The organism is Micromonospora sp. NPDC005979 (assembly GCF_040614415.1).
Classification (GTDB): Bacteria; Actinomycetota; Actinomycetes; order Mycobacteriales; family Micromonosporaceae; genus Micromonospora.
Map to the genome: position 1 here is coordinate 125,837 of NZ_JBEXUR010000010.1, position 14,900 is coordinate 140,736.

Genomic DNA, 14,900 nt, shown 5'->3' on the forward strand with positions numbered 1-14,900 from the left:
CACAATTCAGACGCAAGGCGCCGGGGCGGCACGATCCGCGCCCGGACGCGCGATGGAGGCACCATGAAACCTCCCGTCCCCCACCGCCGATGGGCGCTGGCAGCCGCCACCGCCCTGGCCCTGGTCGTCGGTGGCCTCACGATCCCCGTCACCCGTGCCGCCGAGGCCGCCGGAGTCGGCGCCGGCAGCTACACCACCACCCCGGTCGGCGCTCTCCCCACCGGCTGCGGGCAGATGTCCAGCAACCCCCGGCAGTTCGCCACCGCCAACGCGCCCGCCGGAGCGGTGCCCACCAACGACTGGTGGTCCTCGCTGCTGTGGAAGCGCACCGACTGCGCCTTCAGCGAGCCCCTGCACGCCCACCCCACCTCGTACGACACCTTCACCGACGGGCTCGGCTTCTCGGCCAACTCGACCCCCGCCATCAGCGGCACCGCCACCGGCGTCGGCGAGTACCACTACCCGTACGTGCAGGACATCCGGGTTGGCGTGGCCGGGCTCGCCGCGCCCCAGGTCAAGGTGGACGGTTGGACCGACTGGACGGTCAGCCCGTACTGGAGCGACGGCACGCGCACCCTGCGCGCCACCATCGGCCACGGCCTGCCGTTCGCCTACTTCCAGGCCACCGGCGGGGACGCGGTGATCGGCACGTCCGGCACCCCCGAGGTGTGGTCCAACAGCGGGACCACCATCGGCTTCCGGGTCAACGGCCACGACTACGTGGCGTACGCCCCGAGCGGCGCGAGCTGGACCGTCAGCGGTAGCCGCATCTCCTCCACCCTGGCCGGTCGCGGCTACTTCTCGGTGGCCCTGCTGCCCCCGACGGGTAGCGCCAGCGAGCGCGCCGACCTGGCCACCACCTACGGCCGGTACGCGCACGCCCACGTCACCGGCACCCGGGTCTCCTACGCCTACGACCCGTCGACCAACGGCCTGAGCACGACGTACGCCTTCACCACCACCGCCCGCGAGGGCAGCGCCACGCAGACCGTGGTGAGCCTCTACCCGCACCAGTGGAAGTCCCTGTCGGGCTCGACCCCGATCACGCCGACCTACCCGTCGGCGCGGGGCCGGATGAAGGTCCTCGCCGGGATCAGCCAGTTCCGTACGGCCATGACGTTCCAGGGCGTCCTGCCGGAGTTGCCGGCCGTCGGTGACGGCAGTGGCGGCGACCTGTCCACGCTGACCGGTCACCTGGCCGCCGCCCGGAGCAACCCGATGGACCAGCGCGGCAACGACACGTACTGGACCGGCAAGGGACTCGGCCGGGCTGCCCGGATCGCCGAGATCGCCGACCTGGTCAACGACACCACCACCCGCGACAGCGCGCTGAACGCGATCCGCTCCACGCTCACCGACTGGTTCACCGCCTCCACGGGCAAGACCAGCAAGCTCTTCTACTACGACGCCAACTGGGGCACCCTGATCGGCTACCCGGCGTCGTACGGCTCGGACCAGGAGCTCAACGACCACCACTTCCACTACGGCTACTTCATCGCCGCCGCCGCGACGCTGGCCAAGTTCGACCCGTCGTGGGCCGCCAGCAGCCGCTACGGCGGCATGGTGGACCTGTTGATCCGCGACGCCAACAACTACCGTCGCGACGACACCCGCTTCCCGTACCTGCGGGACTTCGACATCTACGCGGGCCACGACTGGGCGTCCGGGCACGGCTCGTTCGGCTCCGGCAACAACCAGGAGTCCTCCTCGGAGGGGATGAACTTCGCCAACGCCCTCATCCAGTGGGGGCAGGTCACCGGCGACACCGCCGTCCGGGACGCCGGCATCTTCCTCTACACGACGCAGGCCGCCGCGATCCAGGAGTACTGGTTCGACGTCAGCGACCAGAACTTCCCGGCCGCCTTCGGGCACTCCACCGTCGGCATGGTCTGGGGCGACGGCGGGGCGTACGCCACCTGGTTCAGCGGCGAGCCGGAGATGATCCAGGGCATCAACCTGCTGCCCATCACGGGCGGCCACCTGTACCTGGGCGCCAACCCCGCGTACGTGCGCACCAACTACGCCGAACTGGTCCGCAACAACGGTGGGCCGCCGACGGTGTGGCAGGACATCCTGTGGCAGTTCCAGGCCCTCGGCGACCCCGACGCGGCCCTGGCCAACCTGCGCGCCAACCCGGGCTACACCCCGGAGGAGGGCGAGAGTCGGGCGCACACCTTCCACTGGATCCGTAACCTCGCGGCGCTGGGCACCGTCGACACCTCGGTGAGCGCCAACCACCCGCTCAGCGCGGTGTTCAACCGTAACGGCGCGCGCACCTACGTGGCATCGAACCCGACCGCGAGCCCCATCACCGTCACCTTCTCCAACGGCACGCGGCTCACCGTCGGGGCCGGACGGACGGCCACCACCGGGGCGTACACCTGGAGCGGTGGCAACGCCTCCGGCGGCGTACCGCCGACGGGCACGCCGACCACCGCACCGCCCACGACGGCGCCGCCGACCACGGCCCCGCCCACGACGGCGCCGCCGACCACGCCGCCGCCCAGCTCGGGCTCGCCGACGCGGTACCTGCTCGCCGGTGGCGGGTTGGGCAACGCCGGCAGCGCGACCACGACCACGGTCGCGGCCGCCAACGGCAACCACGACGGTACGCCGACGAACGCCCAGGTGTTCACGGCGACCGGCCTCAGCCTCACCTATTCCGGGGCGCAGACCGCGTTCGACCTGTTCGTGGACGCGGGAACGGCCGTCGGCAACGGCACGCAGGTACGGGTCTCCTACGACCTGACCGGCAACGGCAGTTGGGACCGGACGGAGACGTGGCGTTACTTCGCCACCGACCCGGTCACCGGCTACGAGCACTACACGCAGAGCGCCGGCCTGGCCTCGGCGACCGGGACGTTGGGCACGTTGAGCAACGGCACGGTCCGGGTGGAGGTCTGGTCGGCCATCGGCAACAATCCCACCACCCTGGGCATCGGCAACCAGTCGGTGCTCCGCCTTCCGTACTCCTGACCGGTCCATCCGCGCCCGCCGTCGGCCGTGCCCCGGCCGACGGCGGGCGCGGTGCCGTCACCCGCGGCCCGGGCGATCGTTGCCCGGAAATGGGGGAGCGCGGGTACGACGGATCAGGGCAAGCACCGGCCTGCAAGGTGCAGCGGGCGAGGGCCGACATGGTCCTGCATTTCACAAATCACGGCGCCGCTAAATAGATAAACGCCAATCTTGACTTGCGCATCGGAGCAGCGCACCGTGAGGAGCAGGCGGCGGATGCCCACCATTGTCGGCCCGCCTCGCGTGACCGACGGAATGCGAGCGCCGCTGAATTCGCGCGGCGTGTCAGGAGGCATTCGATGCAGTTGAATCCGTACTCAGGAGCCTATCTCAGCGATCCGGCCGCCACCTGGCGACGCATTCTCGACGAGCCCGACCGGGCGCTGTACGCCGAGGATCTGGGCCTGTGGTTGATCAGTCGGCACGCGGACGTCCGGCGGGCCCTCGCCGACGCCACGACGTTCGGCAACGCCCTCACCCTGGCCCCGGTGTACGAGGTCTGCCCGGCGGCGATGAGCGTCGTCACGCAGCTCGACGCGCCGCCGACCACGGTCGCGGCCGACCCACCGGTACATCCCCGCACCCGCCGCGCCCTCCGGGCGACCTTCGCCAACACCGCCGATCGGGCCGAGGCGGAGTACGGCCGGATCGTCCGCCGCCGCGTCGAGGACCTGGTGTCCCGGCTCGTCGCCCAGCAGGGCCGGCGGGTGGATCTCGTCAGGGAGTTCACCACCGAGCTTCCGCTGCTGGTCATCCTGGACATCCTCGGCGTTCCCGACGCCGACGTCGACCGGATTCGCCGGTGGGCGGACGGCCAGGTGGCCCTCATCTGGGGGCAACCGGACGAGGACGAGCAGGTACGCCTGGCCCGGGGCCTGCTGGACTTCTGGCGCTACTGCCAGGACCTGGTGCGGCAGCGACTCGACAGCGGCGCCGAGGGCGGCGACTTCATCAGCCGCGCCCTGGCCTACCGCGACGATGACGACGACGTGCTGACGGTGCCGGAGGTGGCGAGCCTCGCCTTCAACCTCCTGGTGGCCGGGCACGAGACGACCGCCGGGCTGCTCGCCCACGCGCTCGACGCGGCCCTGTCCAGCCCGCACCGGTGGCGCGCCCTCGTGGGCGACCCGCGATCCGTGCCCGCGTTCGTGGCCGAGACCCTCCGGTTCGCGCCCGCCATCGACGGCTGGCTGCGGGTGACCCGTCGGGACGTCACCCTGGGCGAGGTCACCATTCCGGCGGGCGCGCGTTGCCTGCTGATGATCGGGGCGGCCAACCGGGACCCGTTGGTGTTCGCCCGACCGGACCGGTTCGATCCATACCGTACGGACGCCGCCGATCACCTGTCATTCGGCCACGGACCACATTTCTGCATCGGCGCGGCATTGGCGCGACTGGAGGCCGACGTCGCTCTGACCCACCTCGCCGCAACCATTCCCGGCCTGCGCCTCTCCCCCGACCATCGCCGTTCGTTCACACCCAATGTGTCGTTCCGGGCGCACGACGCCCTTCTCGCGACAATCGACATCCACGCGCCCGCCGACGTCCCGGAGGCAACCCCGACCGCTCCGGCCACGGCACCCGCCTGACGGGCAGGCCACGGCGGTGTCGACCGGTGCGGCAGGCGGTGCACCGGCCGGGTCCTATCGGCAGGACGCTGCCGACACCTGGGGACGAGTCGGGCGCGTGGATCTCTCGCGCATTGCGCGACAATTCATCGCGCACGTCTTCACACCCATCGTGTCATGGGTTAAGAATTGCCCCCTATGAATGTCCGACCCGTCGGTCAATCTCGATCTGACGCCCGTCGCTGATTCGCGGACGCCACGAAGGTGAGCGCATGGAGCACACGCCCCCGCCGAGCGCCGCGTACTCCGCGGCCAGCCAACAGTTCCGGTGGGAGCTGCGCGCCTGCCGGGTACGGCGGGGCCTGACCCAGCGGGCGCTGGCGGACCTGGTGCGGTTCAGCCGGGAGACGGTCGCGGCGGTGGAGTCGGGTCGCCGCTTCGGCAGCCAGGAGTTCGCGGTCCGCTGCGACGACGTGCTCGACACCGGCGGCCTGCTGGCCGCACTGTGGCCGCAGGTCGCGGCCGAACAGTTGGCGGCGGACGGACGACGGGGCCCACGATCGTCGGACCGCGCTCGCCTCGACCCACCCGTGCCGCGCCAGCGCGGTCGTCGCGACGCGCGCGACCCGGGCGCCGTGGTGGACGCCATCGACGAGCTGCGCGAGTTGATCGGTCAGGTGCTCAGCAGCCAACCCGAGGCGGACGACGCCGCACCACGGCGCGGGTCCGAGCGCCTCGACGAGCAGCGCTGAGCGCGTCCCACACCGGCCGGAGGCAGCATGCCACCGGTCGCTGACTCTGGGTACAGATGCTGGTACGGCCAGTTTGTACCACCGCGAGGTCTGGCCTCCGAGCGCGGGTTCCGGCGGAATGGGACTTGCATTCGGCAAGGTGCGGATAGACCGTCATCGACGAGTCGCGGGAGTCAATCTTGGCGTCGAGCACGAGGTCCCACGCGGCCCGACCCTACCCGACCCGCCAGCGCGGCTGGAAGATCGCCGGCCGGATGCGCCTCATCGTGGCGGCGCCACTGGTCGCCGTCATCGGGTTCGCCGGCCTCGCGCTGACCGAGAGCGCCCGCCAGACGAGCCGCGCCAGCGACCTGGAGGTGTTGGCCCGCCTCGGCGCGGAGGCCGGTGACCTGGCGTACCGGCTGCAACGCGAACGGGTCGCGGCCGCCGACCTGCTCACCAACGCCGCCGCCGAACAGCAGGACGCCTTCGGCGCGGAGATGGCCGCCACCGACGCCTCTGTCACGCGCTACCGCCGCCAGCGCGAGCGGGTGCCCACCGACGCCAACGCCCCGCTCCTGCGCCGCGTCGACGCCGCGCTCGACGGCCTGGCACCGCTGCGTACCCAGGTCCGTACGGCCGAACACGCCTCCGTGTCCGCGATGACGTTCAGCTACCGCATCGCGATCGCCGACCTCATCACCTTCCGGGACAACGTCTCGCACGGCGTCGTCAACGCGCGGCTCGCCGACGGCATCCGCGCCTCGGCCGCGCTGTCCAAGACCGCCGAGGCGATCGGCCAGCAGCAGGTCGCCGTCCTGCGGGCCGTGGCGGCCGGCGAGCTGACCCCCGCCACCCAGCAGGACATCACCGCCGCCCGCACCAGCTACACCGAGTCCAGCCTGTCGTTCCTGGCCCTCGCCCCGGCCGAGTGGGGCCTCTGGTGGGAACAGGCCGGCACCGGCCCCGAGGCACTCGCCCTGCAACGGATGCAGGACGAGGTGAACCGCGCCCAACCGGGATCGTCGCTGCGCCTGGCGACCGCCGACTGGGTCACCACGACGCAACAGCGCGCCGCCCGCCTGGCCGACCTGCGGGGCCGCGTCGACGTGGCGGTGCTCGACGACGTACGCGCCGCCTACGCCGACCAGCGCCGCCGGGCCGTGGCCGAGGCCGTCGGCGTGCTGCTGGCGCTGGTGCTGACCGCCCTGGTGACCTGGGCCGTCGCCCGGCAGATCACCCGCCGGCTGCGACGACTGCGCGACGCGGCCAACGCCGTCGCGTTCGAACAGCTCCCCGCCGTGGTGGCCCGGCTGCAACGCCCCGACAGCTCCAGCGTCGACCCCGACGAGCTGGCCCGCCAACAGTCCACGGCGGCCCTGGAGGCGTCCAGCGACGACGAGATCGGCGAACTCGGTCAGGCATTCAGCGCCGTGCACCAGGCCGCCGTGCGCACCGCCGCCGAACAGGCCGTGATGCGCGCCAACACCGCCGACATCTTCATCCACCTCAGTCGACGCGAACAGCGGCTCGTCGACGCCGTCCTCGCACAGGTCGACCGGGTCGAACGGGACGAGACCGACCCCGACCGCCTGCACCAGCTCTACGCCCTGGACAACCTGGCCACCCGGATGGGCCGGATCAACGCCAGCCTCCTCGTGCTGGGCGGCGTCGGCGTCGGCCGGGTACGCCAACACGACGTCCCCCTGCAACAGGTGCTCCAGGCCGCCCAGTCCCAGATCGAGCACTACGCGCGGATCCGGCTCGGCATGGTCGACGGCGACGTCGCGGTGGCCGCCAAGTCTGTCGACGAGGTCGTGCACCTGCTCGCCGAACTCATGGACAACGCGACGACCTACTCACCGCCGGGCAGCGAGACCTGGGTGAGCGGCCGCAGCCTCGGCGACCGGGTCATCGTCCAGATCAGCGACGAGGGCGTGGGCCTGCCCCCGCAACGGTTGCAGCAGCTCAACGAGCTGCTGGCCCGGCCACCCGCCATCGACGTCGCCGCCGTCCGGGCCATGGGCCTGGTCGTCGTGGGTCAGCTCGCCGCCCGCCTCGGCGCGAGCGTCCAACTGCGCCGTGGCCCCCGACGCGGCACCCTCGCCGAGGCGACGCTGCCCGCTGCCATGATCCGGTCGCTGCCGCCGGAGGAGTACCTGCTCGCGCCCGGCCGACTGTCCCGGCGGGCCGCCCGCACGTCCGTCGCGCCGCCCCCGTACCGACCGGGCGCGGAACCGACCGCCGGACACGCCCCCGCCACCCGGACGCTGCCGGCGGCGCCCGTGTTCCGCCCGACGCCGCGCGTGGACCCCGCCGACGCCCCCACCGAGGAGCTGCTCATCTTCGAACAGGTCAACCACTGGTTCCACACCGACGTCGTGGACGCCCCGAACGGCCGCCGGTGGTCCAGCCCCGCCGACGACGCGTGGCAGACCGCCGCCCAGGCCCAGACGCCCGAGGTGGCCACGACCACCACCGCCGGCCTGCCCAAACGACAACCGCAGCGGCATCTGGTGCCCGGCGGCGTCACCCCGCCCGCCCCGCAGCAACGCTCCGAGTACCGCGACCCGGCCCAGGTCGCCACCGCGATGGCCGCGTACGCGCGCGGAGTGGCGGCCCGCCGGCGTACCCCGATCAACCTCAGCAACAAGTGACGGGACAGGAGAGCACGTGACCGACCACCAGGACCTCGGCTGGCTGCTGGACAGCTTCGCCGAGCGCGCGACCGAGGTCAGCCATGCGATCGCCATCTCCAGTGACGGCCTGATGGTGGCCGCCACCCGCGACCTGCCGCCGGATCGGGCGGACCAGCTCGCCGCGACCGGCAGTGGCCTGGTCAGCCTCCTGCGGGGCGCGGCGGCCTTCTTCGACGCCGGGGCGGTGATCTCCAACGTCACCCAGCTCGAGGGCGGCTTCATGTTCTCGATGGCCTTCAACGACGGCGCGTCGCTGCTCGTGCTCGCCGCGCCCGACTGCGACGTGGGCAAGGTGTCCTACGAGATGACGGAGCTGGCGAACCGGATCGGCGACGCGCTGACCCCCGCAGCCCGAGCGGCGCTCGCCCGCAGCCGCTGACCGCACCGACCGACCCCTCCTCCTCTTCCCCTGGAGACGACATGTCCCTCACCACCCCTGCGCGCAGCCGTGCCGTCGGCGCCGCGCTGCTCGCGCTCGTGCTCGCCGTGGGCACGGCCTGCGCCGACGACGAACCGGCCACGAGCGGCGGCGGGTCCATCAAGATCGGACTCCTCGCGTCGCTGTCCGGGACGTACCAGTCCGTCGGCAAGGAGATCCGCGACGGCTTCGAGCTGTACCTGGACACCCACGACGGCAAGCTCGGCGGCCGGCAGGTCGACCTCGTCGTCGCCGACGAGGGCAACGGCGCCGCGACCGCCGTGCCGGCGGCGACCAAGCTTCTCAAGCAGGACCGCGTCGCCGCGCTCACCGGCATCGTCGGCGGCGGCTCGGTGGCCGGCGTCTACCCGCTGCTGCAGGAGACCAAGGTCCCGCTCGTCGGCTCCAACGGCCGGCCGGAGATCAAGGACGTCTCCCGGGTGTGGCACACCTCGTACCTCTCCGACGAGCCGGGCGCCGCGATCGCCCAGCACGTCAAGGACAACGTCAAGGGCTCGGTGTACGCCATCGGCCCGGACTACCAGGGTGGCTGGGACGAGCTGCGGGGCTTCACCGAGGCGTTCGCCAAGGCCGGCGGCACGCTCGCCAACCCCGACGGCAAGACCACCTTCACGCCGTTCCCGGCCACCACCAACTTCACGCCGTACTTCGCCCGGATCAAGGCCTCCGGCGCGCAGGCCGTCTACACCTTCTACGCCGGCAGCGCCGCCGTCGACTTCGTCAAGCAGTACGCGCAGTCCGAGATCAAGGACATTCCGCTGTACGCGGCCGGATTCCTCACCGAGGGCGGCGTACTCAACGCCCAGGGCGAGGCGGCCCGGGACATCTACTCCGTCCTCAACTACTCCCCCGACCTCGACAACGCCGAGAACCGCAACTTCGTCGCGGCGTGGAAGGCCAAGCACGACGGGTCGCCGACGACGTACGCCCTGGCGTCGTACGACGCGGCGGCGGTGCTCGACCGCGCCATCGGGGCCGCCGGCAGCGACCCGACACCGGAGGCCATCAACGCCCAGATCGGCAAGCTCGGGCAGATCGCCAGCCCGCGCGGCGCGTGGCAGTTCTCCTCGGTCACCCACTCGCCGGTGCAGAAGTGGTACCTGCGTCAGGTCCGCCAGGACGGTCGGGCGCTGTCCAACACCGTCGTGGGCGACCTCGCGACCGTCGGCCGGTGAACACCGTCGCGGCCGGCACGAACCGGATCGACCCGTACCTCATCCCGGCGCTGGACGGTGTCGCCTACGGGCTGCTCGTGTTCGTCGCCGCGGCGGGCCTGGTCTTCTGCTTCGGCGTCGCCAACATCCTCAACCTGGCACACGGCATGCTCTACGCGATCGGCGGCTACACCGCCGCGGCGGTGCTCGACGGCGGCTGGGCGAGTCTCGCGCTGGCTCTCGGGGTCGGTGTGCTGGCCGCCGCAGCGGCCGGCGTGGTGCTCGCCGGGCTGCTCACGCCGGTCGCCACCGGCAACCACCTCACCCAGGCGTTGCTGACCTTCGGGGTGGCGCTGGCCGGCGGCAGCCTCCTCGTCGCCGGTTTCGGCCCCGACGATCCGCAGGTACGGGTCCCGGCCGCCCTCGACGGGTCGGTGGCGGTCGCCGGGCACCGCTACGCCGCGTACCGGCTGGTCTTCATCGTCGTGGCGGCGGCGCTGGCCGCCGGTCTCTACCTGGTCGTGCGGCGGACCCGGGCCGGGATGCTGGTCCGCGCGGCCGTGGACGACCCGGAGATGGTCGCCTGCCTGGGCGTGAGCCCGGCACGGATCCGCGTCGGCGTGCTCGCCGCCGGTGGCGCGCTGGCCGGCGCGGCCGGCGTCCTCGGCGCGCCCATCATCGGCCCCGGCGCGGACACCGCCGACACGGTGCTGCTGCTGTCGCTTGTCGTCGTCGTCCTCGGTGGGCTCGGGTCCATGGTGGGCACCCTGCTCGCGGCCCTCGCGGTCGGCGAGATCCAGACGCTGGGCGTGGCGCTGCTGCCGTCCGCCGCCCCGTTCCTGCTGTTCGCCGCCATGGCCGCCGTGCTCGCCGTTCGGGCGCGGGGCCTGGCCCTGCGGTGGGCGGCGGCGTGAGGGACGGGGTGCTCCGTCGGGCGCGTGCCGCCGTCGCGGCGCTCGTCGTCGCCGGCCTGATCGTGGCCCCGTGGGTGGTCGACGACTACACCGCGGCGATCCTCGCCCGGACCCTCGCGCTGGGCCTGGTCGGGGTGAGCGTCGCGCTGCTCACCGGTGTCGCCGGACTGCCCACCCTGGGCCAGACCGCGCCGTACGCCGCCGGCGCGTACGCCAGCGCTGTGCTCGGCAGCCAGGTCTCCGACGTCGGCGTGGTGCAGGTCGCCGTGGCGGCGCTGGCCGGGGCGACCCTCGCCGCGGTGACGCTGCCGCTGGTCGTGCCGGCCCGGGGCGTCATCGTCCTGATGATCACCCTGGCGATCGGCGAGCTCGTCGTGACCGTCCTCGGACGCTGGCGGTCGGTGACCGGCGGCACGGACGGCCTGGCCGGGATCACCCCGGTCCGTCCGCTGTGGGGACTGCCGGTGCTGGCCTCCGACCGGGCCCGGTACGTCTACACCCTCGTCGTCGTGGCGACGCTGGTCGGCGCCGTCCTGCTGCTGGTGCGCACCCGCGGCGGGCTGCTGCTGCGGGCCGCCCGCGACGACGAGGCGCGGCTACGCGCCAGCGGGCACCGGGTGCCGCTCTACCTGTCCGGCGCGCACGTCGCCGCCGGGGCGATCGCCGGCGCGGCCGGCTCCCTGCTCGTCGTCGTCCAGCAGTACATCTCCCCCGCCGACTTCGGCTTCGACACGTCGGCGCTGCTGCTGCTCGGCGTCGTCGTCGGCGGCACCGTGTCGGTCGGCGGCGCGCTGGTGGGCGCGGTTCTCGTCATCGCCGTACGCGATTGGTTGTTCGGGGTGCTGCCCGGTCACGCGCCGCTGGTGCTGGGCGCGCTGTTCGTGGCGACGGTCTACCTGCTGCCCACGGGCGTCACGCGGGTCCGCCGACCTGGGTCGCGGCAACGCGTCCCCACGCTGGACCGCCCGGCCCCGGCGGCCGCCCGCACACCGGAGCTGCGGGTATGACCTGCCTGCTCAGCGCCGAGAAGGTCACCGTTCGGTACGGCTCGCTCGCCGCGCTCACCGACGTAGACCTGTGCGTGCACGACGGCCAGCGCCACGCCCTGATCGGGCCCAACGGGGCCGGCAAGACGACGCTGCTCAACGTGCTCGGCGCGACGACCCGCCCGCAGCGTGGCTCGGTGCGTTTCGCCGGGAGCGACGTCAGCCGGCTCGGACCGGCGGCACGGGCCCGCCGCGGCATCGACCGGACACACCAGCGGCCCGCCGTCTTCGCGACCCTGACCGTCAGCGAGAACATCGAGGTCGCCGCGTTACCCCGGACGCTCCGGCCACACCGCTGGTGGCCCGGTGGGGCCCGGGACGCCGCCCGACGGCGCGCCACCGCGCTGCTCGATCAGCTCGACCTGTCCGGCCTCGCGACGGTACCCGCCGGCCAGCTCGCACACGGGCAACGCCGGCAGGTGGAGATCGCGATGGCCCTCGCCGGCCGTCCCCGCCTGCTGCTGCTCGACGAACCGGCGGCCGGACTGTCCGCCACCGAGGTCGGCCGGCTCGCCGAGCTGCTGGCGGCGATGCCCCGCCAGGTCGCGGTGCTGCTGGTCGAACACCACCTGGACCTGGTGTACGCCCTCTGCGACACCGTCACCGTGCTGCGCGACGGCCGGACGGTGGCCGCCGGCACACCGGACGAGATCCGTACCTCGCCGCTGGTGCGGCGGGCCTACGCCGACGGGGTGTCCTGATGCTGTACGTGGAGCGGCTCTGCGCCGGCTACGCCGGGGGGACCGTGCTGCACGACGTCGACCTGCGGGTGCCCGCGGGGACCATCCAGGCCGTGGTGGGTCGCAACGGCGCCGGCAAGAGCACTCTCGTGCACACCATCGCCGGGCTGGTGCGCGCCTCCAGCGGGCGCGTCGAGATCGGCGGCGTCCACGTGGCCGGCCGGCAACCCCACCGGGTCGCCCAGTCCGGTGTCGGCCTCGTACCGCAGGGCCGGCGGGTCTTCTCCCGGTTGACGGTCGCCGAGCACCTCGTCCTGGCGGCCGCGCCGTGGCGGGCCGCGACACCCGGCGGCGAGGGCTGGACGGTGGCCCGGATCCTCGAGCTGCTGCCGCGCCTGGCGGTACGGCTGCGACACCGCGGCTGCGAACTCTCCGGCGGCGAGCAGCAGATGCTCGCCATCGCCCGCGCGCTGCTCGGCCAGCCACGGGTGCTGCTGCTCGACGAACCCTGTGAAGGGCTCGCGCCCGACCTGGCCGCGCGAGTCCGCGACCTCGTCGGTCACCTCGCCGCGAACGGGTTGACCGTGCTGCTCGTCGAGCAGCAACTCCGTCACGCGATCGAGATCGCCGACCGGGTGGCGGTGCTGGAGTACGGCCGGGTGGTCTACGACCGGCCGACCACCGAGGCACGCAGCGACCCGGGCCGCCTGGAGGCGATGGTCGGCATCACCGCCACTCGCATGCCCCCGGGCACCGCAGCGAGCCCACGGCTCTGGGCCGACACCCCGTAGTCAGCCGGTCCCCGTGTTCGGGGCCGACACCCCGTAGTCAGCCGGTCCCCGTGTTCGGGGCCGACACCCCGCAGTCACCCACTCGGAGAGGCGGAAGACGTATGGCGACCCCGATCAGCGACGGGACGTACACCTTCGACAACGGCGCACCGGACGCGGTACCGCAGATGCGGGCGCTGGAGTCCTTCCTGGACCCGATCACGATGCGCCGCCTGGCCCGACCGGTCCTGCGCCTCGGGTCGACCTGCTGGGAGGTCGGGGCCGGTGGCGGCTCGATGGCCCGGCGGATCGCCCGCGCGGTCGGCGAGGACGGCAGCGTGCTGGCCACCGACATCGACCCCACGCATCTCGTGGCCGACGGCAACCTGCGCGTACGCCGCCACGACGTGCGCGCCGACCCCCCGCCCGGGGACGCGTTCGACCTGATCCACGCCCGCCTGGTGCTGCTGCACCTGCCCGAGCGCCGGCGGGTCCTGCGTACCCTCGCCGGAGCGCTGGCTCCCGGCGGCTGGCTGGTCGTCGAGGAGTTCGACTGCACCACGCCGGTACGGGTGCTGACCGCGCCGAGCGACGACGCGGCGAAGCTGTTCGCGCAGGTGATGGACACCATGATGGGCGTGCTCCAGGACCACGGCGCCGACCTGGGGTGGGCGCAGGACGTGCACACCGAGATGACCCTCGCCGGCCTCGCCGACGTCGACACCGTCACCCATTCGCAGAGCTGGGCCGGCGGGTCGACCGGCACGTCGCTCTACGAGACGAACTCCCGCCAGTTGGAGCCGGACCTGCTGGCGGCAGGCCTGTCACCGCAGCAGCTCACCGCCTTTCGTCGACTGGTCCGCGACCCGGCGTTCGCCGTCATGAGCTACCACTTCGTCTCCACCCGAGGCCGCCTCGGTGCCACCCGTCACACCCCCTAAACCGTCCTAGGACACTACCCTCGCTGTCCGGCCGGTACCGTCGGCGTCCCATCGGGGCTTTGTCAACGCCCGGGATGACCGCGGGCCCGTTACCCCCGACACCGGGGGTAACGGGCCCATCTGCGAGCTGGTCTACCCGAGACAGATGGCGACGGCCGTAAGGGTTTGGGCCGTGGTTCCCCGGTTGGAGCCTCGTACCGCCCAGCCGTTGCCCGACGCGAACGAGTCAGTGAGGAAGATGTCGAACCCGGATGTCTGTCCGCCTCCTCCGGTGATGATCGTGCCAGCGGGACAGGTGGCGAAGGAGATGTTGTTCGCGCCCGCCACCACTGTCACGGGAGTCCCCGGCGTTTGAGACAGCGCGGTCATCCCGGACGGCTTCTTACTCGCGGCGGGACTGGTGTCGTCAGCCGCGTTCGCCCCGCTCAGAGGAACGACCAGCAGAAGACCGCTGACCGATAGTGCCGCTGCGCTGCTGATGAACAACTTCTTCTTCTGCACGCCTGGTTCTCCTATCGAGAGACATTCGACCGGACGGTCCGCAGCAGGCTACTAACAGCCAGTGATCGATTGCATCGATGCATGCAGGTCTAAAGATGAATCAAAGTTCGACACATGACCCCGGCCCGCAACAAAGACGTGACCGATCTCGACCTTCCACCCACTCACCGACTTGGGCACCGGGGCCGGATCCGGCGCCAGCGACAGATCCGTCCCGCCGCAGCGGAAGCCCGAGAGTCGATGTACGACCCCGCCACCGGCACCTCGCCACCCTTGGCAGCTACGTCCGGCTCGGCGAGGAGACCTCCGCCGGCATCACCGTCGAGAACGACGAGCACCCACCGTCGGCACCGGCACCGACCGCCTCCCAGGTGCCGGGAGCACGGGAAACAGCTGAAGTGGCTGCCCGGAAACGCTCAGCTTGAGGACCTGACCCTAGGTG

At 72.4% G+C, this 14,900-nt stretch carries 12 protein-coding genes; 11 read left to right on the top strand and 1 reads right to left on the bottom strand.

The annotated features are described in order from the left end of the window. Positions 1-63: 63 nt before the first annotated feature. The 11 genes from ABZ272_RS18490 (at position 64) to ABZ272_RS18540 (ending at position 13,957) form a co-directional block, all read left to right on the top strand. Positions 64-2,976, top strand: coding sequence for a glycosyl hydrolase (locus ABZ272_RS18490; RefSeq protein ID WP_355051148.1), 2,913 nt, complete (start codon positions 64-66; stop codon positions 2,974-2,976). Between the two features lie 338 nt (positions 2,977-3,314). Further along, complete coding sequence (locus ABZ272_RS18495) at positions 3,315-4,604, top strand: cytochrome P450 (RefSeq protein WP_355051149.1); 1,290 nt, start codon at positions 3,315-3,317, stop codon at positions 4,602-4,604. A 251-nt stretch (positions 4,605-4,855) separates the two neighbouring features. Beyond that, positions 4,856-5,335 (top strand): helix-turn-helix transcriptional regulator, encoded by a 480-nt coding sequence (locus ABZ272_RS18500; protein ID WP_355051150.1) that lies wholly within the window; start codon positions 4,856-4,858, stop codon positions 5,333-5,335. Between the two features lie 179 nt (positions 5,336-5,514). Then, positions 5,515-7,971, top strand: coding sequence for a nitrate- and nitrite sensing domain-containing protein (locus ABZ272_RS18505; protein ID WP_355051151.1), 2,457 nt, complete (start codon positions 5,515-5,517; stop codon positions 7,969-7,971). A 16-nt stretch (positions 7,972-7,987) separates the two neighbouring features. Beyond that, positions 7,988-8,392 carry a roadblock/LC7 domain-containing protein gene (locus ABZ272_RS18510; protein WP_355051152.1) on the top strand — a complete coding sequence of 135 codons (405 nt, stop codon included), beginning with the start codon at positions 7,988-7,990 and terminating at the stop codon, positions 8,390-8,392. Positions 8,393-8,433: 41 nt separating this feature from the next. Beyond that, the gene (locus ABZ272_RS18515) at positions 8,434-9,627 is read left to right on the top strand and encodes an ABC transporter substrate-binding protein (RefSeq protein ID WP_355051153.1); all 1,194 of its coding nucleotides are present in this window, start codon (positions 8,434-8,436) and stop codon (positions 9,625-9,627) included. After that, a complete protein-coding gene (locus tag ABZ272_RS18520) occupies positions 9,624-10,520 on the top strand; it encodes a branched-chain amino acid ABC transporter permease (RefSeq protein WP_355051154.1) in 897 nt (298 codons plus the stop codon). Before ABZ272_RS18515 ends, ABZ272_RS18520 begins: the two co-directional genes overlap by 4 nt. Beyond that, positions 10,517-11,527 carry a branched-chain amino acid ABC transporter permease gene (locus ABZ272_RS18525; protein ID WP_355051155.1) on the top strand — a complete coding sequence of 337 codons (1,011 nt, stop codon included), beginning with the start codon at positions 10,517-10,519 and terminating at the stop codon, positions 11,525-11,527. Before ABZ272_RS18520 ends, ABZ272_RS18525 begins: the two co-directional genes overlap by 4 nt. Continuing rightward, positions 11,524-12,267 (top strand): ABC transporter ATP-binding protein, encoded by a 744-nt coding sequence (locus ABZ272_RS18530; protein WP_355051156.1) that lies wholly within the window; start codon positions 11,524-11,526, stop codon positions 12,265-12,267. Before ABZ272_RS18525 ends, ABZ272_RS18530 begins: the two co-directional genes overlap by 4 nt. Next, a complete protein-coding gene (locus ABZ272_RS18535; RefSeq protein WP_355051157.1) occupies positions 12,267-13,037 on the top strand; it encodes an ABC transporter ATP-binding protein in 771 nt (256 codons plus the stop codon). The genes ABZ272_RS18530 and ABZ272_RS18535 overlap by 1 nt, the downstream gene beginning before the upstream one ends. A 101-nt stretch (positions 13,038-13,138) precedes the next feature. Continuing rightward, a complete protein-coding gene (locus tag ABZ272_RS18540) occupies positions 13,139-13,957 on the top strand; it encodes a methyltransferase (RefSeq protein ID WP_355051158.1) in 819 nt (272 codons plus the stop codon). A 132-nt stretch (positions 13,958-14,089) separates the two neighbouring features. Here the strand turns inward: ABZ272_RS18540 and ABZ272_RS18545 are convergent, their stop codons facing one another. Beyond that, positions 14,090-14,458: a hypothetical protein gene (locus tag ABZ272_RS18545; protein WP_355051159.1), complete on the bottom strand. Its 369-nt coding sequence runs from the start codon at positions 14,456-14,458 to the stop codon at positions 14,090-14,092. Positions 14,459-14,900: the final 442 nt, after the last annotated feature.

Bases quoted from the DNA above. Each gene is read 5' to 3' on its own strand.
- ABZ272_RS18490 (WP_355051148.1), top strand. From the start codon at position 64: ATGAAACCTCCCGTCCCCCACCGCCGATGGGCGCTGGCAGCCGCCACC.
- ABZ272_RS18495 (WP_355051149.1), top strand. From the start codon at position 3,315: ATGCAGTTGAATCCGTACTCAGGAGCCTATCTCAGCGATCCGGCCGCC.
- ABZ272_RS18500 (WP_355051150.1), top strand. From the start codon at position 4,856: ATGGAGCACACGCCCCCGCCGAGCGCCGCGTACTCCGCGGCCAGCCAA.
- ABZ272_RS18515 (WP_355051153.1), top strand. From the start codon at position 8,434: ATGTCCCTCACCACCCCTGCGCGCAGCCGTGCCGTCGGCGCCGCGCTG.
- ABZ272_RS18530 (WP_355051156.1), top strand. From the start codon at position 11,524: ATGACCTGCCTGCTCAGCGCCGAGAAGGTCACCGTTCGGTACGGCTCG.
- ABZ272_RS18535 (WP_355051157.1), top strand. From the start codon at position 12,267: ATGCTGTACGTGGAGCGGCTCTGCGCCGGCTACGCCGGGGGGACCGTG.
- ABZ272_RS18540 (WP_355051158.1), top strand. From the start codon at position 13,139: ATGGCGACCCCGATCAGCGACGGGACGTACACCTTCGACAACGGCGCA.